Consider the following 22687-nt stretch of genomic DNA (forward strand, 5'->3'; position numbering starts at 1 on the left):
TTTTAATACCCCCCCGCCACTGGCCCCCCCCCCCCGCCCCCGAGGGGGGTCGCGCGGGGGTGGCCCCCCCCCCGGGGCGCGGCGGGGGGGGGGCGCGCGGCGGCGCGCCCCGCCCCCCGAACACGGTCCGCGCCGCAGGGGGTTTCGTGGGTGCTTCGGGTTTCGGGGCCGGCCCGGGTCTCAGCCCACCTTCTCGATGAGCGCCCGGCGGATCAGGAACTTGCCGGGCTCCCGGACCTGCTCGAAGGCCGCGTCGTTGAGCAGGGCGCAGCTGCCGGACACCCCGGTGACCTCGACGGTGGTGGACTTGTTGTTGTCCAGGTTGGTGACCTTGAGCCGCGTCCCGGCCGGGAACTGGTTGCTGGACGCCGCAGGGGCCCCGTCCTCGCCGGAGAGGGTGACGGTGGAGCCGTTGCACACCTGTTCACCGGAGGCGGCGGCGCCGTCCCCGCCCGGGTCCTGCGCGGCATCGTCCTCGCCGGCCTGCTCTTCCGGGGCGGGCTGTGCGGGCTGTGCGGGCTGTGCGGGCTGGGAGTCCTGAGCCGACTCCCCAACCGTGCACCCGGACGCTTCCTGCTTGAGCTCGATCTCGGCGATGACCGCTTCGCGGTTGGCGATCCGCGCCTCGGACTGGGCGTCGGGACTGGCCCGCTGGCCCTCGATGAACCTCTGGTTGTTGCCGAGCGCGGTGGCGAGGCCCTGGCAGACGGTCGAATCGGCCGCCGACTTGGTGAGGGGCGTCTGGGAGGCGTTCGACGTACTCGCCATGACGAAGGCGCCGCCACCGGCCACCGTCACCGCGCTCACCAGCAGCGCGAGCTTCTTCTTGGGGCCGAGTGTTCTCCTGCGCGACATGCGCGCCTCCTGAGCGGTAGGGGAGCGTACGCCGCTATGTACGAGATCCCGAACGAAGTTGCTCAGCACTCCGGTCGACTCTCCGAAGTGGCCTGCATCACACAGGAGTTGGCGTTCAGCGGGACAGGGCGTCCCGTACCGCCTCGTCGGTGCGGGCCACGACCGCCGTGCCGTCCCCGGCGGTGATGATCGGCCGCTGGATCAGCCGGGGGTGCGCGGAGAGCGCAGTGATCCAGCGCTCGCGCGATCCGTCGTCCCGCGGCCATTCCTTGAGCCCGAGCTCCCCGGCGACGGCCTCCTGGGTGCGGGTGATGTCCCACGGCTCAAGACCGAGCCGCTCCAGCACCTCCCGGATCTCGTCCGGGCCCGGTACGTCCTCCAGGTAACGGCGGACGGTGTAGTCGGCGCCCTCGGCATCCAGCAGGCCGACGGCGCTCCGGCACTTGGAACAGGCCGGATTGATCCAGATCTCCATGCGTCCACGGTACGCCCGGCCCGAGCCTGTTCGATTTCTCCCCGACCTCACGCGCCCCCTCCGAACCGGGTGTTCCACGGCCGCGATTCGCCACCTCACCTGGGCATTCGACGGCTTCTTCAGGTTCCCCGGATGTCAGTGCCGGGCAGTAAACTAGGAGCAGTGTTCGAGGGTGTTGCCGGGGCCGGCGTGGGTCCCGGTGGGCACCCTGACCGCGACAGGAGGATGCCTGTGCCCGCTGCCGCACTCAAGCCGATGCCCACCCAGTCCACAGCGAAGCGTGCCGTCCCGCTCGAGACACCCTGCGCGCCCGTGGCGAAGCGACCGCTGCCGCCGGGCCGCCCGCGGGAGTGGTACGTGACGCACAACCGCCGCCTCAAGGCGATGCGGCTCGCCATCGCCCTGCTCGACTCCGGGGTCTACCTCCCCGACCAGGCCCGCAACGAGACGATCCGCGGCGCGGCGGACCTGATCGGCGTCCACCCGCCGTCGGACACGACCTGCCACATGGTCCGGGCCTTCATGCGCTACAACCGCTGAGCCGGTCCCCGGAAGACGCCGGGTGTCCCCGACCCCCGGGGGTGCCCGGCCGCTCTGCGATCAGTACGGGCGGAAGTCGACGTAGCCGAGGAAAACGATCACTGCGGCGACGCAGCCGAGGACCACGGCGGTGGAGACCCAGGACGACGACGAGCGGCGGGACGCCCCGTGCTCGGGTTCGCCGCGGAACGGGACCGGTCCGGGAGGGTTGTCCTTCCAGCGCGCGGCGAGCATGCGGGCGCGGGCCGACGGCTCCTTGTGCTCGGCCGTGTCCGCCCACCCGATGTCGAACTCCCGCTCCTCGTCATTCCTCTCGGGCATCCCCGTGACCTCTCTCGAACAGCAGTGTCATCTTCAATCATCCCTCGTAGACCCCGCCGGGGAAAGCGTCTTCCGGACACACGTGGGTGCCTCCGGTGCTGCCGCATACACATACGCTCGCCCCGATGAACAGACGAAGGCGAAAGAAGCTCTCCGCACGACTGGTCGAGGCAGCGATGTTCGCGGAGGCCGGCACGGTGCGAGCCCTCGTGCGAGCAGGCGCCGACCCCAACGGAACCAACGCCGACGGCACCACCCCGCTGTACGCGGCCGCCGTCGGCGGGGCCGCGGAGATCGTCATCTGCCTGCTGGACGCAGGGGCTTCCCCGGACCTGGAGAGCCGTGACGAGACGGACGGAACCCCTCTGTGCGCGGCCGCCGCCTGGGGCCATGCCGACGTGGTACGTCACCTCCTCACCCACGGTGCCGACCCCGATCTCCGCGAGGACGACGGCGAGGGCCGCTCACCCCTCGAGTGGGCCAGGAACGGGCACCACACGGAGACGGCCGCGCTCCTTCTCGCAGCGGGCGCACGGGACCCGGACGGGACAACGAGGGCCGCCACCCCGGCAGGGAGGTAGCGGCCCTCGTGGTGTTTCCAACGTGCGGGCGGAGAAGCGGCCGGGCGGTGGGTGCCCGGCCGCCGCCGTTTACACGTCGAAGTACAGCTCGAACTCGTGCGGGTGCGGGCGCAGGGCCAGCGGGGCGATCTCGGTCGTACGCTTCAGGTCGATCCACGTCTCGATCAGGTCCGGCGTGAAGACGTCGCCCTGGAGGAGGAACTCGTGGTCGGCCTCGAGGCGGTCGAGGACGGCACCGAGCGAGGTCGGGACCTGCGCCACGTTGGCGTGCTCCTCGGGGGCCAGCTCGTAGAGGTCCTTGTCGATCGGCTCGGCCGGCTCGATCTTGTTCCTGATGCCGTCCAGGCCGGCGAGCAGCAGCGCCGAGAACGCCAGGTACGGGTTGCCGGAGGCGTCCGGGGCGCGGAACTCGACGCGCTTGGCCTTCGGGTTCGAGCCGGTGATCGGGATGCGCATCGCGGCGGAACGGTTGCGCTGCGAGTACACCAGGTTCACCGGAGCCTCGAAGCCCGGCACCAGACGGTGGTACGAGTTCACCGTCGGGTTGGTGAAGGCCAGCAGCGACGGGGCGTGCTTGAGGATGCCGCCGATGTAGTAGCGGGCCATGTCCGACAGGCCGGCGTAGCCCTGCTCGTCGTAGAACAGCGGGGAGCCGCCCGTCCACAGCGACTGGTGGACGTGCATGCCCGAGCCGTTGTCACCGAAGATCGGCTTCGGCATGAAGGTCGCGGTCTTGCCGTTGCGCCAGGCGACGTTCTTCACGATGTACTTGAAGAGCTGCAGGTCGTCGGCGGCCGCGAGCAGGGTGTTGAACTTGTAGTTGATCTCGGCCTGGCCGGCCGTGCCCACCTCGTGGTGCTGGCGCTCGACCTTCAGGCCGGCCCGGTCCAGCTCCAGGGAGATCTCGGCGCGCAGGTCGGCGAAGTGGTCGACCGGCGGGACCGGGAAGTAACCGCCCTTGTAGCGGACCTTGTAGCCGCGGTTGTCCTCCAGCGCACCGGTGTTCCAGGCGCCCGCCTCGGAGTCGATGTGGTAGAAGGACTCGTTCGCCGAGGTGCTGAAACGCACGCTGTCGAACACGTAGAACTCGGCCTCGGGACCGAAGAAGGCGGTGTCCGCGATGCCGGTGGAGGCGAGGTAGGCCTCGGCCTTCTTGGCGACGTTGCGCGGGTCGCGGGAGTACTGCTCGCCCGTGATCGGGTCGTGGATGAAGAAGTTGACGTTCAGCGTCTTGTCACGGCGGAACGGGTCCACCCTGGAGGTCGTCAGGTCCGCGCGCAGCGCCATGTCGGACTCGTGGATGGCCTGGAAACCGCGGATCGAGGATCCGTCGAAGGCCAGTTCCTCATCGGGGTCGAACGCCTCAACAGGCACCGTGAAGTGCTGCATCACGCCCGGGAGGTCGCAGAAGCGGACGTCGACGAACTTGACGTCCTCGTCCGCGATGAACTTCTTGGCCTCGTCGGCGTTCTGGAACATCCAGCTCCTCCTACTCCCGACCGTCCCGCCGGGGTGGTAGATCGTTCGTGCGGCCAGTGCGGGCGGCCCACGCTGCCCCCGACCCTAGGGACGGGTGGTTTCTCGGGCGTGACCCATTTGTTTCGCACAAGTTAACCGGCCCATCTCTCACGGTAGACCGGTGACGTTCCGCCGTCGCATCGTCGTCCCGCCCCGTACCGCCCCGGTCCACCCCGCCCTCCGCCGGTCGTGCACGGGCGCAGTACCGTGGTCGGGTGGACAACAGGCAGGCAATCGGATCGTGGCTCTCCGGGCCGCGCGCGGCCATGGAAGACGCCGGCGCCGACTTCGGGTACCGGGGCGAGCAGCTGGGGCTGCCGGAGGAGGGACCGGGCTCCATCGCCCGCCCGGGGCGCAGGACCGGCGCCCTGGTCGTCGACTGGACGCTGTGCGTCCTGATCGCATACGGCCTCATCACCGATGGCTACAACGGGCAGACGACCAGCAACTGGGCGCTCCTGGTGTTCTTCGTCCTGAGCGTCTTCACCGTCGGCACGGTCGGGTTCACCCCAGGCAAGCGGCTCTTCGGCCTGCGCGTCGTCGCCGTCGACAGCGGCCGGGTCCAGCCGGTGCGCGGCCTGGTCCGCTCGGCGCTGCTCTGCCTGGCCGTCCCCGCCCTGATCTTCCCTCTTTTGTTAATACCCCCCCCCCCCCGGCTCGCCCGCACGGTCGAGGTACGCGTCTGACGCCGGCCACCACGACGCCCCTACCCCCAGCCGGGGCCCCCGTAATCATGCCGGCCCCCCCTTCTGTCGTACAAGCGCCGTATACGGGGCCTCAGCGGGCCTTCGGGCCGCCCTTCGGGAGCTTCATGCCCTTGGGCATCGGGCCCTTAGGGAGGGGCATGTTGCTCATCAGGTCACCGAGGGCGCGCAGCCGGTCGTTGGTCGCGGTGACCTGCGGGCCCGTGAGCACGCGGGGCAGCTTGAGCATGGTCGTGCGCAGCTTCTTCAGCTCGACCCGGCCCTCGCCCGTGCCCACGACCATGTCGTGCACCGGGACGTCCGCGACGATGCGGTTCATCCGCTTCTTCTCGGCGGCGAGCAGGCTCTTCACCCGGTTCGGGTTGCCCTCGGCGATCAGCACGATGCCGGCCTTGCCGACCGCGCGGTGCACCACGTCCTGGCTGCGGTTCATCGCCACGGCGGGAGTCGTGGTCCAGCCTCGGCCGACGTTGTCCAGTACGGCCGCGGCAGCGCCCGGCTGTCCCTCCATCTGCCCGAAGGCCGCTCGCTCGGCCCGGCGCCCGAACACGATCGCCGTCGCGAGGAAGGCGAGCAGAAGGCCCAGGATGCCGAGATAGATGGGGTGACCGATCAAGAAACCGATCGCGAGGAAGACACCGAAGGTGACGATTCCGACAGCCGCGAGTACAAGACCGATTTTTTTGTCGGCCCTGCGGGTCATCTTGTAGGTCAGAGCGATCTGCTTCAGTCGCCCGGGGTTCGCAGCGTCCGCTGCGGTTTCCTTCCTCGCCATGCGATGAAGTCTACGTGCCCCCAGGGGCGGGGACGACGGCAGTGTCCGTGAGGAGCCGGGCGGGGAACGAGAGGGCGACAGGCGGGTGCCGACTGGTGCCGCGCGACGGTGGGAGGGTTCAGAGGCTGATGACGGTCGGGGACTGGTCGAGCACGCGCTGTGCCTCGACCCGGTCCTTGGCGCGACGCCGGTCCTCCAGTACGGAGGTCCAGGCGTTGCGGCGGGCGGTGCGCTGGCCGCCGCTCATCAGAAGCGACTCGACGGCGCGCAGGGCGGTGCCGAAGGACGGGATGGCGGTGGCGCGGACGGGCGCGGCCTGCATGGTGGAGGTCCCCTCGAGACGTCTTCGGGTACGGGAGTACGTGGCGTGAATCCAGGGTCACTGATTGGTGTTACCAGGGCGTGACCCGCCGGTCAAACGGACATGAAGCCGAGGTTCGCGCCCCGCGAAAGCCGACGCGGCCCTGGCATGCGCCCTCATCTGCGAGGACTGCCGGGACCGCGTTCTCTCGGCCATTACTCATCAGTAGTATCTTGTGCTCAGATTCACACGTATGCCTCACGCGTGCCCGGTCCCGTCCGGGAGCGGGCCGGGTGACGCCGTGTCAGACGGCCTGCGCCGCGATGTACGTACCGCGCCTCTCGACCGCCATTTGGTACAGGCGGCCGGCCCGGTACGAGGAGCGGACCAGCGGGCCGGACATCACACCGGAGAAGCCGATCTGCTCGGCCTCCTCCTTCAGCTCCACGAACTCGTCCGGCTTCACCCAGCGGTCGACGGGGTGGTGGCGCACCGACGGGCGCAGGTACTGCGTGATGGTGACGAGCTCGCAGCCGGCGTCGTGCAGCTGCCTCAGCGCCTCGCCGACCTCCTCGCGGGTCTCGCCCATGCCGAGGATCAGGTTCGACTTGGTGACCAGGCCGTAGTCCCGGGCGGCGGTGATGACCTTCAGGGAGCGGTCGTAGCGGAAGCCGGGGCGGATCCGCTTGAAGATGCGGGGCACGGTTTCGACGTTGTGCGCGAACACCTCGGGGCGGGAGGAGAAGACCTCCTCCAGCTGCTCCGGGACGGCGTTGAAGTCGGGGGCCAGCAGCTCGACCTTGGTGCGGCCGGTCTCGCGCGCGGCGGTCTGCGCGTGGATCTGGCGCACCGTCTCGGCGTACAGCCAGGCGCCGCCGTCCTCCAGGTCGTCGCGGGCGACGCCGGTGATGGTGGCGTAGTTCAGGTCCATGGTGACCACGGACTCGCCCACGCGGCGCGGCTCGTCACGGTCGAGGGCCTCGGGCCTGCCGGTGTCGATCTGACAGAAGTCGCAGCGCCGGGTGCACTGGTCGCCGCCGATGAGGAAGGTCGCCTCGCGGTCCTCCCAGCACTCGTAGATGTTCGGACAGCCGGCTTCCTGGCAGACCGTGTGCAGGCCCTCGCTCTTCACGAGGTTCTGCATCTTCGTGTACTCGGGCCCCATTTTCGCCCGCGTCTTGATCCACTCGGGCTTGCGCTCGATGGGGGTCTGGCTGTTGCGGACCTCCAGGCGCAGCATCTTGCGTCCGTCGGGTGCGACTGCGGACACATCGGCTCCCTAGCTTCGATTCTTCGGCGTACACCAGGGTACGCCCGTGTTTGTCGGGCCTGCCGGTCAGGCCAACCTCCGAGACACGGGGCTCATTCCCGGGCGCGAGGCCAGGGTCTCGCGCCCGGACCGGGCCGGATCAGACGCTCGCGCGGACGATCTCCCGGGGCTTGGGGTCGGCGTGCTCCAGGATGTCCCGCAGATGGCGCTCGACGACCGGGAGCACCTCGTCGATCGTGATGTCGCGGCCCAGTTCGGCCGCGAGGGAGGTGACGCCCGCGTCGCGGATGCCGCACGGGATGATCCGGTCGAACCACTTGTTGTCCGGCTGCACGTTGTACGAGAAGCCGTGCATGGTGACGCCCTTGGCCACCCGGATCCCGATGGCCGCGAGCTTGCGGTCCTCGCGGCGCTGGCCGGCGTTGGAGGGCGCGTACTCGGGGCCGTTCAGCCGCGGGTCGAACTCCTCGTCGGTCAGGCGGGGGTCGAAGTCCAGGGAGAGGCCGCCGAGCGCGGGGCGCCGGTCGACCGGGTCGCCCAGCACCCACACCCCGCTGCGGCCCTCGATGCGGGTGGCCGTCACGCCGAACTCCGCGGAGGTGCGGATCAGCGCCTCCTCCAGGCGTCGTACGTGCGCCACCACGTCCACCGGGCGGGGCAGCTTCTGGATCGGGTAGCCCACCAGCTGGCCGGGGCCGTGCCAGGTGATCTTGCCGCCGCGGTCCACGTCGATGACCGGGGTCCCGTCCAGGGGACGCTCACTGTCCTGGGTGCGCCGGCCGGCCGTGTAGACCGGGGGGTGCTCCAGCAGGATCACGGTGTCGGGCACCTCGTCGGTGAACCGCGCCGCGTGCACCCGGCGCTGTTCGTCCCAGGCCACCTGGTAGTCGACGGCCTCGGCCCCGAAACCCATTCGGACGAACCGCAACTCACTCACGGGCGAGCGCCTCCCAGGCAGTAGTAAGGAGTCAGGACAAAAAGCGGTAAGGCGGTGACGCGCGGGACGCCGTAAGGCATGAAACGCGCCCAAGCCACTGTACGACCGTACGGCCGGTCGCTGTTCCGGCACCCTCGGGGCGCCGGTCTCCGCCCGGTCCCGGTCTCCGGCCGCTGTCCGTCGTCCACCGTCAGCCTCGACGCCAATCCTCACACGATCGGATGAATGCGAGTCGAACGCTGCGACCGGGTGTTCACCCTCCGCTACATTCGCGCCGTCCAGCAGGCCATAAGAGCTGCTCATGGGCTGCTCATGGGCAATCCGGGCACCACCACGTCCGCCGGAAGGCAGGAGACCGCACCGCAGATGTCGGAACGACCCGCGCAGCGCACCCCCAACCGCCAGCTCGCCGCGCTCATCGCAGAAGCGGGGTTCTCCAACGCGGGACTCGCCCGTCGCGTGGATCAGCTCGGTCTCGAACACGGGCTCGACCTGAGATACGACAAGACCTCCGTCACCCGCTGGCTGCGGGGGCAGCAGCCCAGGGGCACCACACCCGCGCTCATCGCCGAGGTCTTCACCCGGCGCCTCGGCCGCCGGCTCACCGCCCAGGACCTCGGCCTGGACGCCTGCGCCCCCGTCTACGCGGGGCTGGAGTTCGCCGCCACCCCCGACGAGGCCGTCGACATCGTCAGCGGCCTGTGGCGCAAGGACTCCGGCAGCCACGCCGAACTGCGCAAGATCGCCTTCACCTCGGCAGGGCTCGTCGTACCGAGCCGGGACTGGCTCATCGGCCGGGCCGACGAGAAGGTGGCCCGCGCCGAGCCGCCGGTCCGCGTCCCCACCCAGATCAGCTCGGCGGGCGGACCGGCGGGCGGCCTGGTGGGGCGGCCGTCCGCGTTCGGCGGCGTCCGCCGCCGGCACGCCGCCGAACGCGGCCCCGGCCAGCGGGTCACCGGCGGCGACATCGCCGCCCTGCGCTCGGTCGGTGAACTGTTCAGCACCCTCGACGACGCCTACGGCGGCGGCCACGCCCGTCAGGCCCTGGTGCGCTACCTGGAGCACGAGTGCGAGCCGATGCTGCGCGGCAGCTACGGCGAACAGACCGGCCGCCGCCTGTTCGCCGCCGTCGCCGACCTGACCCGGCTGGCCGGCTGGACGTCGTACGACATCGGCGCGCACGGGCTCGCCCAGCGCTACTTCGTCCAGGCGCTCCGTCTCTCCCAGGCGGCCGCCGACCGGACCTACGGCGCGTACGTCCTGGTCACCATGAGCCGACAGGCCGTCTACCTCGGCCACGGCCGGGAGGCCGTGCAGCTGGCGCGAGTGGCCCAGCAGGGCGCGGGCGGCTCCGTCCCGCCCCTGGTCCAGGCCCTGCTGCACGCCGTCGAGGCGCGCGGGCACGGGGTGCTCGGCGAGGTCCGCGCCTGCACCGCCGCCCTGGTACGCGCCGAACGCGCCCTGGAGAGCGCCCGGCCCGGCGACGAGGTCCCGCACTGGGTGCGCTTCTTCGACGAGGCCCAGCTCGCCGACGAGTTCGGCCACTGCCACCGGGACCTCCAGCAGTTCCGGGCCGCCGCCCAGCACGCGGAGCGCTCGCTGCAACTGCGTGCCCCCGGTTACGCCCGCAGCCGCCTGTTCTGCCGGGTCGTCCTCGCCACCGCCCGCCTCGGCCTCGGCGAACTCGACCAGGCCTGCCTCCTCGCCGCCGAGGCGGCCGGCCAGGCCTCCGAGATGCGCTCGGTACGGGCGGTGGAGTACGTCCGCGATTTCGAACGCCGCCTGGAGCCCTACCGCGACGCGGCCCCGGTCCGCGTCTACCGGGACAGGATCGCGGCGTACGGCTGAGCCGGGGAGCCGGGGAGCCGGGGAGCCGGGGAGCCGGGGAGCCTGGGAGCCGGGGCGACGACGGTGGCGCTCGTCCGGCTCGCGTCCTCGACCGAACTGCCGTACGGGCCCCGGACGTCGGCGGACGGCACGGCACCCGGCGCACCCCTGCCGAGCCGGTGGGCGGTGTGCCGGGTGCCGTGCCGTTCGCCGGGCGGTCAGGCCGCCCGGGCCGTGGGGAGGGGGTCGGCCGTGTGCAGGGGGCGGTCCGCGCCCAGGTCCGCCAGGATCGCGGCCGAGGCGCGGTGGCCCGAGTGCAGGGCGCCCTGCACGGTGCTGGTGTCGCGGTGGTCGCCGCACACGTACAGGCCCGCCAGCAGCCGTACCGGGCGGCGCAGATCGTGCGGTGGGGGCGTCGCCGGCACGGCGTCGGCGGTGTGGTGGACCGCCAGGGTCTCCCAGCGCGCCGTCGACATGCCGTACAGCCTGGACAGGTGCACGCGCACGCCCGTGTCGACCTGCGTCCCGGGCGGGCCCAGGACCGTGGACGACACCAGCGCGCGCCCGGCCGGCGCCCGGGACGGGTCCACCCGGCTGACCACCGCCGTGTGGGCCACCGGGCCGCCCCGGTCGGCGTCCAGGAGCAGCGAGGCGCCGGTCTCCGGCGGCTCGTCGGTCGCGTGGTGCACCACCGTCACCGGGTGGAAGTCCGGCACCCGCAGGCCCGGCAGCAACTGGGCGGCGGCGCGCGCGTCCGTCGCGATCAGCACCGCGCGGCAGCGGAACTCCCCGTGCTCGGCGGTGGTCACCGACGTCGTCGAGACGGAGGTGACCCGAACACCGGTGCGCAGCGTGCCCGGTGGCAAGCCCCGGGCCAGCAGTTCCGGGAGTGCCTCCGCGCCACCCTCCGGCAGACACAGGCGCCCGGCCGCGAAGGCGCGCAGCGCGAGATCCGCGCACCGGCTGGACGTGGTGAGGTCCGGGTCGCACAACAGCGCGGCGAGCAGCGGACGGAGGAAGCCGTCGACGGTACGGGCCGGCAGTCCGCGGGCCACCAGCGCCTCGGCGGCGGTCAGCTCCGGCCGGGCCAACAGCCGTTCCACCGGTGTGCCCGCGAGCCGGGTGAACGCGGCACCCAGCCGGGCCTGGTCGACGGCGGTGCCCAGCGGGGCACCGGTCCGGCTCCGGGGAGCGGACACCTGCCGTCCGGGGACGGCCACCGGCCTCCTGGGCGCCGCCCCAGCCCGGGGGGCGCTCGCAAGGGCGCGCACCGCATGGAGTGCGCCCCTTGCACCCTTCGTGCCGACGGATACGCCCGCGCGGTGGTGCCGTCCGTCGCTGTGCAGCAGGACCCCGGGCGCGAACGGGCGCAGCACGAGCCCGTCCAGGCCCGCGGCCGGCCGCAGTTCGGGATAGGCCGTGGACAGCAACTGCCCGATTCTGTCGAGCCGGAAGCCGTCGACCTTCTCCGTGGCCATCCGGCCGCCCACCGTAGGGGCGGCCTCCAGGACCACGGTGGTGACTCCTGCGCCGGTCAGTCGTCGCGCCGCGGAGAGTCCGGCGGTCCCGGCCCCCACGACGACGACGTCCGCCTGGTACGTGGGCTCAAGCACGTGCCCCTCCTCGAGGTTGCGCGGACGCTGGAGACGTCATGCCCCCAACAGGCCCCAGGGATACCCGAGTTCTGCTCGAGGTTAGGCCCGGGAAGGCGCGCGGGGAGTCGCGCATCCACGGGGGCACGGGCGCACGGCGGTCGCATGCGGCCTCCGGACGGGCCCATCACGGTCACCGAGGGTGCACCGCGCGCACCGGCCGTCCCGCGCCCTCCGTACCGGGGCCCCTCGGCACCACACCCCGACCCAACCGCCCGGTACCCGACATCCGGTACCCGGTGCAGGCCTCACCGACTGCCCGTCGCTGCCTCTGCCCGAAGTGCCTCGGAACCGGCGCCCGCCGTGCCGGGCAACCCGCCGCACCCGGCCCCCGGCCCCCGGCACCCGGCACTCTCCATCCGGCACCCGGTGCAGGCCTCACCGACTGCCCGTCGCTGCCTCCGCCCGAAGTGCCTCGGAACCGGCGCCCGCCGCACGGGGCACCTCCGTGCCGACGTCCGTCGCGCCGCCCCGCCCGCTCCGTCACAGTGCCGCGCGGATCGACCCCTCGATGTCCGGGAACGCGAACCGGAATCCCGACTCCAGCAGCCGCGTCGGCAGTACCCGGGCGCTGCCCAGCACGTCCTGGGCCATCTCGCCGAGCACCGTCCGCAGCACCGGCGCCGGTACCGCGAACACCGTCGGCCGGCGCAGCACGCGCCCCATCGCCTCGGTGATCTCACGGTTGGTCGCCGGGTGCGGCGCGGTCAGGTTGAACGGCCCGGACAGCCCGTCGGTGTCGAGCAGGTGGCGCAGGGCGGCCACCTCGTCGTGCAGGGCGATGTACGACCAGTACTGGCGCCCGTCGCCCAGCCGCCCGCCCAGCCCGGCCCGGAACAGCGGGAAGAGCCTGCCCCACGCCCCGCCCCCGCGGGCCACCACGAGCCCGGTCCGGGCGAACGCCGTCCGCACGCCCGCCTCCCGGGCCGGTGCCGCGGCGGCCTCCCACTCGACGCACAGCTCCGGCAGGAAACCCGAGCCCGCCGGCGCGCTCTCGTCGACCGTCCGGTCACCGGTCTCGCCGTAGTAGCCGATCGCGCTGCCGTTCACGAACACTCGCGGCCGTACGTCCCGCTCCAGCCCGGCGACCGCCTCGGCGAGCGCTGTCGTGCCCCGCACCCGGCCGGTGCGGATCCGCTCCTTGTACTCGGGTGTCCAGCGGCGGTCGCCCACCCCGGCACCGGCGAGATTGACCAGGGCGTCGCACCCGGCGAGCCCGGCCGCGTCCACGGACCCCCGCTCCGGGTCCCACCGCACCTCGTCCTCCGTGCGGGGCGTCCTGCGCACCAGGCGCACCACCGTGTGCCCGTCGGCGGTCAGGGACCGTACGAGTGCGCCGCCGATGAGGCCGGACGCACCGGCCACCGCGATTCGGGAAGGTTTCATGATTCCATCCTGCCCCGCGGCCCGGACATCACGGCGGACCCGCCGCCCTACGACGTCACGAGCTCCCCGGTGCCGACCGGTGCCGTCGCGTCGGCCGCGCGCTCCGCGTCCTCGGCGACCTCGGCCGCGGTCAGGACGTAGCCGGTCTCCGCGTCCGAGGTGGACCGGGCGAACACCACGCCGAACACCCGGCCGTCGGTGGTCAGCAGCGGTCCACCGGAGTTGCCGGGGCGCACGGTGGAGCGGATGGAGTAGATCTCGCGGGTGACGACCCGGTCGCCGTAGATGTTCTGCCCCCTCGCCTGCACCCGGTTCGCGACCGTCGCGGCCCGGAGGTTCAGGTCGCCGTCCTGCGGGTAGCCCGCGACGACCGCCGAGTCGCCGCGGTCGGCGTCCTCGACGAACCGGAGGACGGGCGCCCGCAGCTCGGGCACGTACAGCACGGCCACGTCCTTCTGCGGGTCGAACAGCACCACCCGGGCCTCGTACGCCCGCCCGACGCCGCCGACCCGCACGGTCGGCTCGTCGATGCCGGCGACCACATGGGCGTTGGTCATCACGTGCTCCGTCGCGTACACGAAGCCGCTGCCCTCGCGGCCCTGGAGACCCGCGACGCCCTCGACCTTCACGGTGCTCCGCCGGGCGGCCCGGGTGGCGGCCGCGGTGACGCTGTCGCCGGAGGGCTCGGCGACCTCGGCCGCCGACTCGTTCTCGAACGGGTTGAAGACCTGCGGGAAACCTGCCTCGGTCAGCGCCGAGGTGGCCCGCGAGAACCACGCGGGGGTGGTGTCCGGCATCACCTCGTGGACCGCGCCGAGCAGCCGCGAGTCCCGGATCGCGGAGGTGATCAGCGGGGACGAGGAGGCGCCGAGGACGGACGCGAGCACCCAGGCCACGATCAGCACGGCCACCGAGTTGGCCACCGCCCCGCCGGCCCCGTCCGCCACCCGCAGCGGCCCCCGGTCCAGCTCCCGCCGCAGCCTGAGCGCCAGCCGGCCCGCCGCTTCATGGCCCGCGGCCGCCGGCAGCAGCACCGTGAGCAGGGCCGTCACCGTCGCTCCGGTCGTCCCCGGGGTCACCAGGTCCATCACCCAGGGCAGAATCCACACGCCGACGACCGCACCGCCCACGAAACCGGCCAGCGACACGCAGCCGGCCAGCAGGCCGCGCCGGTAGCCGGACGCCGCGTAGGCCAGGACGACCAGCAACAGCAGGATGTCGAGCAGGTCCACGCACGCCGCCTTTCTCTCGGGCCCTCTCATACGTGGGGGAGGGGCCCGGTGATCAGCCACGCGCGGGTGACCACCGGGAAGCGGCCGCACGCGCGTGTACCCGGAAGAACGCCGGGGACCCGGACGATGGTTCCGCACGGCCCCCGGCCGCGCTTCCACCACGGTCCCGGACGCCGGTTCCACCGGTCGGCACGGCCACGTCGCGGGGCGGCCCGGTCCGCCCCACAGTGAAGGCATGCGTGCCCTCAGGAGACCAAGGGGAGCGCGGCTGCGCCATGCTTCCCGGATACCCGGCGGAGCCGGCCGCACAGGCCTGCCCAGAGCCGTCGAAGTGCTGCTCGGCTGTCTGCCGGGCGTCGCCGCGGCGGTCGCCCTGGTGCTGTGCGCGTACGGCGTCGAACGGGCCGCGGAGACCTCGTCGGCCGCTCCCGTCACCGTCCGCAGGACGGCCGCCCACACGGCGCCCAGGCCGCCCATCGTGTCGAGAGCGGCCTGGGTGGGCGACGCCGGCCGCGAACAGCCGCCCCCGCGCTACGACGACGAGGTCGTCGCCGTCTTCGTCCACCACACCGACTCGCCCAACGACTACGACTGCGCCGAGGCCCCCACCCACATCCGCAACGTCTACGAGGGCCAGACCAACGCCCGGGAGTGGGACGACATCGGCTACAACTTCGTCGTCGACCGGTGCGGCACCATCTACGAAGGCCGCGCCGGCGGCATCGGCCGTCCCGTCACCGGCGCCCACACCCAGGGCTTCAACCACCGCACCACGGGCATCGCCGCGCTCGGCACCTTCACCGCCGGGGTGCCCGTGCCGCCCGCGATGGAGCACGCCATCGCCGAGCTGGCCGCCTGGAAGCTCGGCCTGTCCGGCACCGACCCGCGATCCGACGTCCGGCTGGTCTCCAGCAACGGCCGCAGCAGGTACGCGGCCGGCACCACCGCCATGCTGCCCGCCCTCGCGGGCCACAGCGACGGCTTCATGACCAGCTGTCCGGGTGCCGCCCTGCACGCCCGGCTGCCGAAGATCAGGGAGATGGCGGCGGAGCTTCAGGGCCGCTGGCCGGAGGCCGGACACCGGCAGGAGAAGCGGCAGGAAGAGGCACAGGAGAAGGCGCAGGAGGAGGACAGCCGGAGTGCGGGGGCGGCGGTCCCGGAGTGAGCGGAGCCCCGGTGCCCAGGACCCCGGGACTCAGGGCCGGAACCGGTCCCAGAGCCGGGGATAGCGTTCGGCGAGCCGGGAGTCGTCCTCGAAGTCGACGGACGTGCCCTCGGGTTCGGTCGGGCCCGCGGAGAGCTCCAGGTCGGGGGCCACGGTGCCGGTGAGCTGCTCGTACGCCTCGTCCGCCGCGTAGCCGAGCTCCTCGCCGTCGCCGTCGATCTCCTCGTCGAAGTCGTCCAGCAGGTCGGCCAGGGAGTCCGGGTCGTGCAGCGCGCCCTCGAAGACCTCGCGGCCCTGGCCGATCAGCCAGCACCGGAAGAAGTCGAAGGCGTCGTCGCTCGCCCCGTCGAGGAGCACCCAGGCGGCGCCCCACAGGTCCCAGCGGTAGGCGCGGTGGTAGCGGGACTCGAAGTGCCGGGCGAAGTCGAGGACCGCCTCCGGGTCCAGCCTCGCGAGCCGCTCCACGAGCAGGTCGGCCTGCTCCTCCGGATCGCCCTCGGCGTCCTCGCGGGCGGTGTCGACCAGCTCCCAGAACTCCGTCTCGTCCATCACGCGTCAAGCATCGGCCCTGGAACCGCCGGACGCACCCCGGATCGCGGGATCACTTCGGCCCGTACAGCAGGGCCAGCCGTACGGCCTGGGCGGCGAACCGCTCCCGCAGCGACGCCGGCGCCAGCACCTCCACCTCGGGGCCCAGTGCCGTCAGCTGGGTGCGGGCGACCTCCTCGGACTCCACCGGCAGGGTCACCGTCACCCATCCGTCGCCGTCGCCGTCGCCGTCGCCGTCGGCCCCGGCCGCCTCGGCCAGTGCCTTCCGCGCGGCCGCCGGGTCCACGGCGTGCGGCAGCGCGCGCATCCCCTCGGGCGACAGCCGTACCACCACCTCCGCCCGCAGGATCGAGTGCGCGAACTGCTCCGCCCGCTCCTCCCAGAACGCGGGCAGGTCGAACTCCGGGTCACGTTCGAAGCGTTCGGTGCCCGCCCCGCGCAGCGCCCCCACCGTGTCCACCGCCCGCACCGGCTCCACCGCCGTGAACCGGTCGACCCGGTACACCCGGTACACCCGGTACACCTGGCGGGACCCGGGTCCCACCGCGCCCTGCCCCGGCGTCCCCTGTTCCGGCCCCTCCTGCGACGGCACCCGCGCGCACAGATACCAGACCCCCGCCTTGAGCACGAGCCCGTACGGCTCCAGTTCCCGCTCCACCTCGGTGTCCCCGCGCCGGTAGCGCGCGGTGACCCGGCGGTCGTCCCACACCGCGTCCGCCACGGCCGGCAGCAGCCCGGGTGCCGGCACCTCGCGGAACCAGTTCGGGGCGTCCAGATGGAAGCGCTGGGCCGCCGTCCGCGGCGCGTCCCGCAGGGACGGCAGCAGCGCCGCCGACACCTTCAGCCGGGCCGCGGAGGCCGTGTCCTCCAGCCCCATCTCGCGCAGCGCGCCCGGCACCCCGGACAGGAACAGCGCCTCCGCCTCACCGCGGGCCAGCCCCGTCAGCCTGGTCCGGTAGCCGCCGACCAGCCGGTACCCGCCGGTCCGTCCCCGGTCCGCGTACACCGGCACCCCGGCCTCGGACAGGGCCTGCGCGTCCCGGGTGACGGTCCGCTCCGAGACCTCCAGCTCGCGCGCCAGCTCGGCGGCGGTCATGGAGGGCCGGGACTGGAGCAGCAGCACCATCTTGATCAGCCGGGCAGCGCGCATGGCACCCATCATGCAGCAGGAGGCCCCCGCCGCAGCGGGGGCCTCCTGCCGTCGAACCCGAAGACCCCGGTCCTACAGGTCCTACAGGTCCTACAGGTCCTACAGGTCCTACAGGCCGTACTTCTCGCGCGCTTCCTTCACGGCCGTCACCTGTACCTCGCCGCGCCGGGCGAGCTGCGCCAGCGCCGCGACGACGACGGACTCGGCGTCGACCCCGAAGTGGCGGCGGGCCGCCTCACGGGTCTCGGAGAGGCCGAAGCCGTCGGCGCCCAGCGAGGTGTAGTCCTGCTCGACCCACTGCGCGATCTGGTCGGGGACCTGGCGCATGTAGTCGGACACCGCCAGCACCGGACCCTCGGCGCCCTGGAGCGCCTGCCGGACGTACGGCACCCGCTCCTCGCCGCGCAGCAGTGCCTCGTCCGCCTCCATGGCGTCCCGGCGCAGCTCGGTCCACGACGTCGCCGACCACACGTCGGCCGCCACGCCCCACTCCTCGGCGAGCATCCGCTGCGCCTTCAGCGCCCAGTGGATCGCCGTACCGGAGCCGAGCAGCTGGATCCGCGCGGCGTTGGCGGCGGGGGTGAGCCCCGCCGACTCCGCCGTGTTGAAGCGGTACAGGCCCTTGAGGATGCCCTCGTCGATCCCGGCGGCCGAGGGTTTGGCAGGCTGCGGGAGCGGCTCGTTGTAGACCGTCAGGTAGTAGAAGACGTTCTGGTCCTCGCCCGGGGCCGCCTCGCCGTACATCCGGCGCAGACCGTCCTTGACGATGGTGGCGATCTCGTACGCGAACGCCGGGTCGTAGCTCAGCGCGGCCGGGTTGGTCGCCGCGATGACCGGCGAGTGGCCGTCGGCGTGCTGCAGGCCCTCACCGGTGAGGGTGGTGCGGCCGGCGGTGGCACCGACGAGGAAACCGCGGCCGAGCTGGTCGCCGAGCTGCCACATCTGGTCGGCCGTGCGCTGCCAGCCGAACATCGAGTAGAAGATGTAGAACGGGATCATCGCCTCGCCGTGCGTCGCGTACGACGTGGAGGCGGCGATGAAGTCGGCCATGGAACCGGCCTCGGTGATCCCCTCGTTGAGGATCTGGCCGTTCTCGGCCTCCTTGTAGTACATCAGCTGGTCGCGGTCGACCGGCTCGTACGTCTGGCCCTTGGGCGAGTAGATGCCCAGTGACGGGAAGAGCGACTCCATGCCGAAGGTGCGCGCCTCGTCGGGGACGATCGGCACCCAGCGCTTGCCGGTCTCCTTGTCGCGGACCAGGTCCTTGACCAGGCGGACGAACGCCATGGTGGTGGCCACGTTCTGCGAGCCGGATCCCTTGTCGAAGGCGGCGAACGCCTTGTCCGCCGGGGCCGGCAGCGGGGCGACGGGGTGCACGCGGCGGGCCGGGGCCGGACCGCCGAGGGCCGCGCGCCGCTCCTGGAGGTAACGGACCTCGGGGGAGTCGGCGCCCGGGTGGCCGTAGGGGACCACGCCGTCGACGAAGTCGCTGTCCTTGACAGGCAGTTCGAGGCGGTCGCGCATCGCCTTGAACTCGTCCACCGACAGCTTCTTCATCTGGTGGTTGGCGTTCTTCGACGCGAAGCCCTCGCCGAGCGTGTGGCCCTTGACCGTCTGGGCCAGGATCACGGTCGGCGCGCCCGTGTGGGAGAGCGCGGCGCGGTAGGCGGCGTAGACCTTGCGGGCCTCGTGGCCGCCGCGCGAGAGGTGGAAGCACTCGAGGATCTTGTCGTCGCTCAGCAGCTTCGCCATCTCGACGAGCGCCGGGTCCTTGCCGAAGAAGTCCTCGCGGATGTAGGCGGCGTCGCGGGTCTGGTACGTCTGGACCTGCGCGTCGGGCACCTCGCGCAGGCGGCGGACCAGCGCGCCGGTGGTGTCCAGCTGGAACAGCTCGTCCCAGGCGGTGCCCCACAGGCTCTTGACCACGTTCCAGCCGGCGCCGCGGAACTGGGCCTCCAGCTCCTGCACGATCTTGAAGTTGGCGCGGACCGGGCCGTCGAGCCGCTGCAGGTTGCAGTTGATGACGAAGGTCAGGTTGTCCAGGCCCTCGCGGGAGGCGAGGGTGAGCGCGGTGGTGGACTCCGGCTCGTCCATCTCGCCGTCGCCGAGGAACGCCCACACGTGGGAGTTCGACAGGTCCTTGATGCCGCGGCTGGTCAGATAGCGGTTGAACCGCGCCTGGTAGACCGCGGAGATCGGGCCGAGGCCCATCGACACCGTGGGGAACTCCCACAGCGACGGCAGGCGCCGCGGGTGCGGGTAGGACGGCAGTCCGTCGCCGCCGGCCTCGCGGCGGAAGTTGTCGAGGTGCGCCTCGGTCAGCCTGCCGTCGAGGAAGGCGCGGGCGTAGATGCCGGGGGAGGCGTGGCCCTGGATGTAGAGCTGGTCGCCGGAGCCGTCACCCTCCTTGCCGCGGAAGAAGTGGTTGAAGCCGGTCTCGTAGAGCCAGGCCGCGGAGGCGAAGGTGGCGATGTGGCCGCCGACGCCGTACTTGCTGCCGCGGGTCACCATCGCCGCCGCGTTCCAGCGGTTCCACGCGGTGATGCGGGACTCCATCGCCTCGTCGCCGTCCACGGCGGGCTCGGCGGCGGTGGGGATGGTGTTGACGTAGTCGGTCTCGAGAAGCTGCGGCAGCGCCACGCCGGCGCCCTCGGCGCGCTCCAGCGTACGGCGCATCAGGTACGCGGCCCGGTGCGGTCCGGCGGCCTTGGCGACAGCGTCGAGGGAGGCCTGCCATTCGGCGGTCTCCTCGGGGTCGCGGTCCGGGAGCTGGTCCAGCTCGCTCGGCTGGATGGCCTTGGGGTCGGTCATGTCGCCGCCTTCCTCAGTCGAAGGGGGTTCCCTCATCGGTAAGGGTTCGGGGTGCCCTTGGTCTTTGGCAGGACAGGGCTGGGGCTCTGGTGGAGACCCCGCAGGTGACCATAACCCGCTGATCGATGATCGATCAAAGGGTTCGGGTGAAAATCTCTTGATTTCAAGAAAGTCGGCACGCGGTGCCCGGGCAAGTGGCACCGAGTGACGCGAAGAAAGGGGTGTTTTCGCAGGTGAGCAAGGGTCTTCGCAGATCCCGTGCCGGGCTCACGCCCGGGGCGCGCACCCCAGCACGTGAGCCTTCACGATCTCCGCGATCCGGGGGTCGCGGCGGCGGAACGCGGCCACCAGGTCCTGGTGCTCCTCCGCGTACGACTGCTGGACCGTGCCCAGCCAGCGGATGGACAGAGCGGTGAAGACCTCGATGCCCAGGCCCTCCCAGGTGTGCAGCAGCACCGAGTTGCCGGCCGCGCGGACCAGTTCGCGGTGGAAGGCGACCGTGTGCCGCACCTGGCCCGTGCCGTCGGCGACGCGGTCGGCCTCGTACAGCGCGGCGACGTGCGGCTCCAGCGCCGAGCAGTCCTCCGCCAGCCGCTCCGCCGCCAGTTCCGCGGCGATCGCCTCGAGACCGGCCCGCACCGGGTAGCTCTCCTCCAGGTCGGTGGCCGAGAGGTTCCGCACCCGGACGCCCTTGTTGGGCGCCGACTCGATCAGCCGCAGCGACTCCAGCTCGCGCAGCGCCTCCCGCACCGGCGTCTGGCTGACCTCGAGCTCCGTCGCGATCCGTCGCTCCACGATCCGCTCGCCCGGCTGCCAGCGCCCGCTGATGATCCCTTCCAGGATGTGCTCGCGGATCTGTTCGCGCAGCGAGTGGACGACGGGCGCGGTCATGAGGGCTCCTTGAACAGGACTCGTGAATCCGAGGCAGCCGCCCGACGAGCCCCGTCGAGGGGCGGCGGACGGGCGACGGACAGGACCCTTGAGGGCGATTGACCCTTAGACAATACGGCTGTGACGCCGCCCGGGAGGGGCGCACAGGGTGCTTTCGAGCAGGTGAGACGAGGCTTACACGGCGCATACGGCGCAGCCCGCGACGGATGCGCCCAGACCCGCCGGGCCCGCGCGACGGGGCCCTGCGGGCCCGCCCTGCGGGCCCGCCGCCCGGTCCGCGTGAACCGGTCCGCGTGAACCGGTCCGTACGCCCGGTCCGTACGCCGGGCGCGTGCCCCGTGGGCCGAGGCCGGCGTGACGTGAGCTTCCACGGCCCGGGCCGTCCGGATGCGAAGCCGCGTACCGGGTACCGCGCGCCGAGCCCGGACCCCGAACCCCGCACACGACGGTGCCCCCGCCCGGGACGTCCGGACGGGGGCACCGGTGACCGGGGTCGGCGACCCGGTTCAGCGGCCGTGGATCACAGGCCGAGCTCGACCTCGAACTCGCCCGCCTCCAGGATCGCCTTGACCGAGTTCAGGTAACGGGCCGCGTCGGCACCGTCCACCAGCCGGTGGTCGTAGGAGAGGGTCAGGTACGTCATGTCGCGGACGCCGATGACCGTGCCCTCCTCCGTCTCGATGACGGCCGGACGCTTGACCGTGGCACCGATGCCGAGGATCGCGACCTGACCCGGAGGCACGATGATCGTGTCGAACAGCGCGCCGCGCGAACCGGTGTTGCTGATGGTGAAGGTCCCGCCGGACAGCTCGTCCGGGGTGATCTTGTTCGCCCGGACCTTGCCCGCCAGGTCGGCCGTGGCCTTGGAGATACCGGCGATGTTGAGGTCACCGGCGTTCTTGATGACCGGGGTCATCAGGCCCTTCTCGGAGTCCACCGCGATACCGATGTGCTCGGTGTCGAAGTAGGTGATGGTCCCCTCGGCCTCGTTGATCCGGGCGTTGACGGCCGGGTGGGCCTTCAGCGCCTGGGCCGCGGCCTTGACGAAGAACGGCATCGGGGAGAGCTTGACGCCCTCACGGGCCGCGAACGCGTCCTTGGCCCGCGTACGCAGCTTCATCAGCCGCGTGACGTCGACCTCGACGACCGAGGACAGCTGCGCCTGCTCGCGCAGCGCCTTGACCATGTTGTCGCCGATGACCTTGCGGATCCGCGGCATCTTCACGGTCTGGCCGCGCAACGGCGACGCGTCGAGGACCGGGGCCCGCTTGGCGGCCGGGGCGGCCTGCGGCGCGGGAGCCGCCGCCGGGGCGGCCTTCGCGGCCTCGGCCGCGGCGACCACGTCCTGCTTGCGGATCCGGCCGCCGACGCCGGTGCCCTTGACCGTGGACAGCTCGACGCCGTGCTCGGCGGCGAGCTTGCGCACCAACGGGGTCACGTAGGCACCCTCGTCGGTCGGCTGGGCGGCGGCGGGAGCCGCGGCCGGAGCGGCAGCGGCCGGAGCCGCCGGCGCGGGGGCCGGGGCGGCCGGCTGCGGAGCCGGAGCGGCCTGCGGGGCGGGAGCCGGGGCAGGAGCAGGCGCCGGAGCGGCCTGCTGCGGGGCCGGAGCCGGAGCCGGGGCGGGCTCGGGCTCGGGCTCGGGCTGCGCCGGGGTGGGCTCCGGCGCCGGCTCCGGCTGTGCCGGTGCGGCCGGAGCCTGCTCGGCAGCCGCCGGAGCGGCAAGCGGACCGGAACAGTCCCCAGGACC

General features: G+C 72.4%; 21 protein-coding genes. 5 read left to right on the forward strand and 16 right to left on the reverse strand.

Annotated features, from left to right (window positions below):
• Positions 1 to 180: 180 nt before the first annotated feature.
• Complete coding sequence (locus ACFWVE_RS30970) at positions 181 to 855, reverse strand: hypothetical protein (protein ID WP_384021180.1); 675 nt, start codon at positions 853 to 855, stop codon at positions 181 to 183.
• Positions 856 to 970: 115 nt separating this feature from the next.
• Entirely contained in the window at positions 971 to 1330 is a 360-nt protein-coding gene (locus tag ACFWVE_RS30975; RefSeq protein ID WP_384021183.1) for an arsenate reductase family protein, read from the reverse strand.
• A gap of 231 nt (positions 1331 to 1561) precedes the next feature.
• Between ACFWVE_RS30975 and ACFWVE_RS30980 the strand changes: the two genes are divergently transcribed.
• Positions 1562 to 1870, forward strand: a complete 309-nt coding sequence (locus ACFWVE_RS30980) for a hypothetical protein (RefSeq protein WP_384021185.1) — start codon at positions 1562 to 1564, stop codon at positions 1868 to 1870.
• 60 nt (positions 1871 to 1930) lie between these two features.
• Here the strand turns inward: ACFWVE_RS30980 and ACFWVE_RS30985 are convergent, their stop codons facing one another.
• Positions 1931 to 2191, reverse strand: coding sequence for a hypothetical protein (locus tag ACFWVE_RS30985; RefSeq protein WP_384021188.1), 261 nt, complete (start codon positions 2189 to 2191; stop codon positions 1931 to 1933).
• A 125-nt stretch (positions 2192 to 2316) separates the two neighbouring features.
• On the opposite strand from ACFWVE_RS30985, the gene ACFWVE_RS30990 reads away from it, so the two are divergent.
• A complete protein-coding gene (locus ACFWVE_RS30990) occupies positions 2317 to 2772 on the forward strand; it encodes an ankyrin repeat domain-containing protein (RefSeq protein ID WP_384021191.1) in 456 nt (151 codons plus the stop codon).
• Between the two features lie 69 nt (positions 2773 to 2841).
• On the opposite strand, the gene glnA is transcribed toward ACFWVE_RS30990, so the two are convergent.
• Positions 2842 to 4251, reverse strand: coding sequence for a type I glutamate--ammonia ligase (glnA, locus tag ACFWVE_RS30995; protein WP_384021195.1), 1410 nt, complete (start codon positions 4249 to 4251; stop codon positions 2842 to 2844).
• 254 nt (positions 4252 to 4505) lie between these two features.
• Between glnA and ACFWVE_RS31000 the strand changes: the two genes are divergently transcribed.
• A complete protein-coding gene (locus tag ACFWVE_RS31000) occupies positions 4506 to 4976 on the forward strand; it encodes an RDD family protein (protein WP_384021198.1) in 471 nt (156 codons plus the stop codon).
• Positions 4977 to 5067: 91 nt separating this feature from the next.
• Here ACFWVE_RS31000 and ACFWVE_RS31005 read toward each other — a convergent pair whose 3' ends face one another.
• From ACFWVE_RS31005 to lipB, 4 genes are all read right to left on the reverse strand, one after another.
• A complete protein-coding gene (locus tag ACFWVE_RS31005) occupies positions 5068 to 5769 on the reverse strand; it encodes a DUF4191 domain-containing protein (protein ID WP_384021201.1) in 702 nt (233 codons plus the stop codon).
• A gap of 118 nt (positions 5770 to 5887) precedes the next feature.
• On the reverse strand, positions 5888 to 6091 hold the full coding sequence (locus ACFWVE_RS31010; RefSeq protein WP_384021204.1) for a hypothetical protein: 204 nt from the start codon (positions 6089 to 6091) through the stop codon (positions 5888 to 5890).
• Positions 6092 to 6374: 283 nt separating this feature from the next.
• Positions 6375 to 7340, reverse strand: coding sequence for a lipoyl synthase (gene lipA, locus ACFWVE_RS31015; RefSeq protein ID WP_384021206.1), 966 nt, complete (start codon positions 7338 to 7340; stop codon positions 6375 to 6377).
• Positions 7341 to 7479: 139 nt separating this feature from the next.
• A complete protein-coding gene (lipB, locus tag ACFWVE_RS31020) occupies positions 7480 to 8277 on the reverse strand; it encodes a lipoyl(octanoyl) transferase LipB (RefSeq protein ID WP_384021209.1) in 798 nt (265 codons plus the stop codon).
• Between the two features lie 366 nt (positions 8278 to 8643).
• On the opposite strand from lipB, the gene ACFWVE_RS31025 reads away from it, so the two are divergent.
• Positions 8644 to 10125: a regulator gene (locus ACFWVE_RS31025; protein WP_384021232.1), complete on the forward strand. Its 1482-nt coding sequence runs from the start codon at positions 8644 to 8646 to the stop codon at positions 10123 to 10125.
• Between the two features lie 197 nt (positions 10126 to 10322).
• Here the strand turns inward: ACFWVE_RS31025 and ACFWVE_RS31030 are convergent, their stop codons facing one another.
• From ACFWVE_RS31030 to ACFWVE_RS31040, 3 genes are all read right to left on the reverse strand, one after another.
• Entirely contained in the window at positions 10323 to 11717 is a 1395-nt protein-coding gene (locus tag ACFWVE_RS31030; protein ID WP_384021212.1) for an NAD(P)/FAD-dependent oxidoreductase, read from the reverse strand.
• A 522-nt stretch (positions 11718 to 12239) separates the two neighbouring features.
• Positions 12240 to 13142, reverse strand: a complete 903-nt coding sequence (locus ACFWVE_RS31035) for a TIGR01777 family oxidoreductase (protein WP_384021215.1) — start codon at positions 13140 to 13142, stop codon at positions 12240 to 12242.
• 47 nt (positions 13143 to 13189) lie between these two features.
• On the reverse strand, positions 13190 to 14374 hold the full coding sequence (locus ACFWVE_RS31040; protein WP_384021219.1) for a MarP family serine protease: 1185 nt from the start codon (positions 14372 to 14374) through the stop codon (positions 13190 to 13192).
• Positions 14375 to 14705: 331 nt separating this feature from the next.
• Here ACFWVE_RS31040 and ACFWVE_RS31045 point away from each other — a divergent pair, with 331 nt between their 5' ends.
• The gene (locus ACFWVE_RS31045) at positions 14706 to 15539 is read left to right on the forward strand and encodes a peptidoglycan recognition protein (protein ID WP_384021235.1); all 834 of its coding nucleotides are present in this window, start codon (positions 14706 to 14708) and stop codon (positions 15537 to 15539) included.
• A gap of 30 nt (positions 15540 to 15569) precedes the next feature.
• Here the strand turns inward: ACFWVE_RS31045 and ACFWVE_RS31050 are convergent, their stop codons facing one another.
• The 5 genes from ACFWVE_RS31050 to sucB form a co-directional block, all read right to left on the reverse strand.
• Complete coding sequence (locus ACFWVE_RS31050) at positions 15570 to 16088, reverse strand: DUF4240 domain-containing protein (RefSeq protein ID WP_384021238.1); 519 nt, start codon at positions 16086 to 16088, stop codon at positions 15570 to 15572.
• A 52-nt stretch (positions 16089 to 16140) separates the two neighbouring features.
• Positions 16141 to 17238 carry a helix-turn-helix transcriptional regulator gene (locus ACFWVE_RS31055; RefSeq protein WP_384021222.1) on the reverse strand — a complete coding sequence of 366 codons (1098 nt, stop codon included), beginning with the start codon at positions 17236 to 17238 and terminating at the stop codon, positions 16141 to 16143.
• A 108-nt stretch (positions 17239 to 17346) separates the two neighbouring features.
• Positions 17347 to 20049 (reverse strand): pyruvate dehydrogenase (acetyl-transferring), homodimeric type, encoded by a 2703-nt coding sequence (aceE, locus tag ACFWVE_RS31060; RefSeq protein WP_384021225.1) that lies wholly within the window; start codon positions 20047 to 20049, stop codon positions 17347 to 17349.
• A 267-nt stretch (positions 20050 to 20316) separates the two neighbouring features.
• Positions 20317 to 20940, reverse strand: coding sequence for a GntR family transcriptional regulator (locus tag ACFWVE_RS31065; RefSeq protein WP_266071999.1), 624 nt, complete (start codon positions 20938 to 20940; stop codon positions 20317 to 20319).
• Between the two features lie 520 nt (positions 20941 to 21460).
• A partial coding sequence (gene sucB / locus ACFWVE_RS31070; RefSeq protein WP_384021229.1) for a 2-oxoglutarate dehydrogenase, E2 component, dihydrolipoamide succinyltransferase occupies positions 21461 to 22687 on the reverse strand: 1227 nt, incomplete at its 5' end.

The sequence above is a fragment of the Streptomyces sp. NPDC058632 genome (assembly GCF_042717095.1).
GTDB lineage: Bacteria > Actinomycetota > Actinomycetes > Streptomycetales > Streptomycetaceae > Streptomyces.

Bases quoted from the DNA above. Each gene is read 5' to 3' on its own strand.
- ACFWVE_RS31035 (WP_384021215.1), bottom strand. From the start codon at position 13,142: ATGAAACCTTCCCGAATCGCGGTGGCCGGTGCGTCCGGCCTCATCGGC.
- ACFWVE_RS30990 (WP_384021191.1), top strand. From the start codon at position 2,317: ATGAACAGACGAAGGCGAAAGAAGCTCTCCGCACGACTGGTCGAGGCA.
- ACFWVE_RS31010 (WP_384021204.1), bottom strand. From the start codon at position 6,091: ATGCAGGCCGCGCCCGTCCGCGCCACCGCCATCCCGTCCTTCGGCACC.
- aceE (WP_384021225.1), bottom strand. From the start codon at position 20,049: ATGACCGACCCCAAGGCCATCCAGCCGAGCGAGCTGGACCAGCTCCCG.
- ACFWVE_RS31065 (WP_266071999.1), bottom strand. From the start codon at position 20,940: ATGACCGCGCCCGTCGTCCACTCGCTGCGCGAACAGATCCGCGAGCAC.
- ACFWVE_RS31055 (WP_384021222.1), bottom strand. From the start codon at position 17,238: ATGCGCGCTGCCCGGCTGATCAAGATGGTGCTGCTGCTCCAGTCCCGG.
- glnA (WP_384021195.1), bottom strand. From the start codon at position 4,251: ATGTTCCAGAACGCCGACGAGGCCAAGAAGTTCATCGCGGACGAGGAC.
- ACFWVE_RS31025 (WP_384021232.1), top strand. From the start codon at position 8,644: ATGTCGGAACGACCCGCGCAGCGCACCCCCAACCGCCAGCTCGCCGCG.
- ACFWVE_RS30970 (WP_384021180.1), bottom strand. From the start codon at position 855: ATGTCGCGCAGGAGAACACTCGGCCCCAAGAAGAAGCTCGCGCTGCTG.
- ACFWVE_RS31005 (WP_384021201.1), bottom strand. From the start codon at position 5,769: ATGGCGAGGAAGGAAACCGCAGCGGACGCTGCGAACCCCGGGCGACTG.
- ACFWVE_RS30975 (WP_384021183.1), bottom strand. From the start codon at position 1,330: ATGGAGATCTGGATCAATCCGGCCTGTTCCAAGTGCCGGAGCGCCGTC.
- ACFWVE_RS31050 (WP_384021238.1), bottom strand. From the start codon at position 16,088: ATGGACGAGACGGAGTTCTGGGAGCTGGTCGACACCGCCCGCGAGGAC.
- ACFWVE_RS30985 (WP_384021188.1), bottom strand. From the start codon at position 2,191: ATGCCCGAGAGGAATGACGAGGAGCGGGAGTTCGACATCGGGTGGGCG.